1 pseudogene is annotated in these 417 nt (G+C 74.3%); it reads left to right on the forward strand.

The annotated features are described in order from the left end of the window. Positions 1–417: pseudogene (locus VR45_RS36720) on the forward strand (hypothetical protein); the annotation flags it as partial.

A 417-nucleotide genomic window follows, 5' to 3' on the forward strand; every position in this document is an offset into this window, starting at 1 on the left:
GATGTGTATAAGAGACAGCGCCGAGGACGCGCTCGGCCCCGTCGGACCGCCCGCGCCGGACCCGGCCCCCGGGCCCGGCACATCCGCGGACACCGACCGACTGCGCGCCCTCGTCACCCGGGCCCGCGGGCAGACGGACGACACCATCGCCGAACTCCGGCTGCTCACCCGGGGCATCCATCCGGTGACGCCGGAGGGCGGCCTCGGCGAGGCCCTGCCCGGTCTCACCGCGACCTGCCCCGTACCTGTCGACATTCGCCTGGACCTGCGGCAACGGCCGGAGCCGGCCATCGAACAGGCGGTCTACTACTGTGCCGCCGAGCTGCTCACCAACATCGCCAAGCACAGCGGGGCCCGCTCGGCCGAACTCGCGGTGCGCGCGGCCGACGGCCGGGTCCGGTTGCTGGTGCGCGACGA

The organism is Streptomyces sp. NRRL S-495, assembly GCF_000966955.1.
GTDB lineage: Bacteria > Actinomycetota > Actinomycetes > Streptomycetales > Streptomycetaceae > Kitasatospora > Kitasatospora purpeofusca.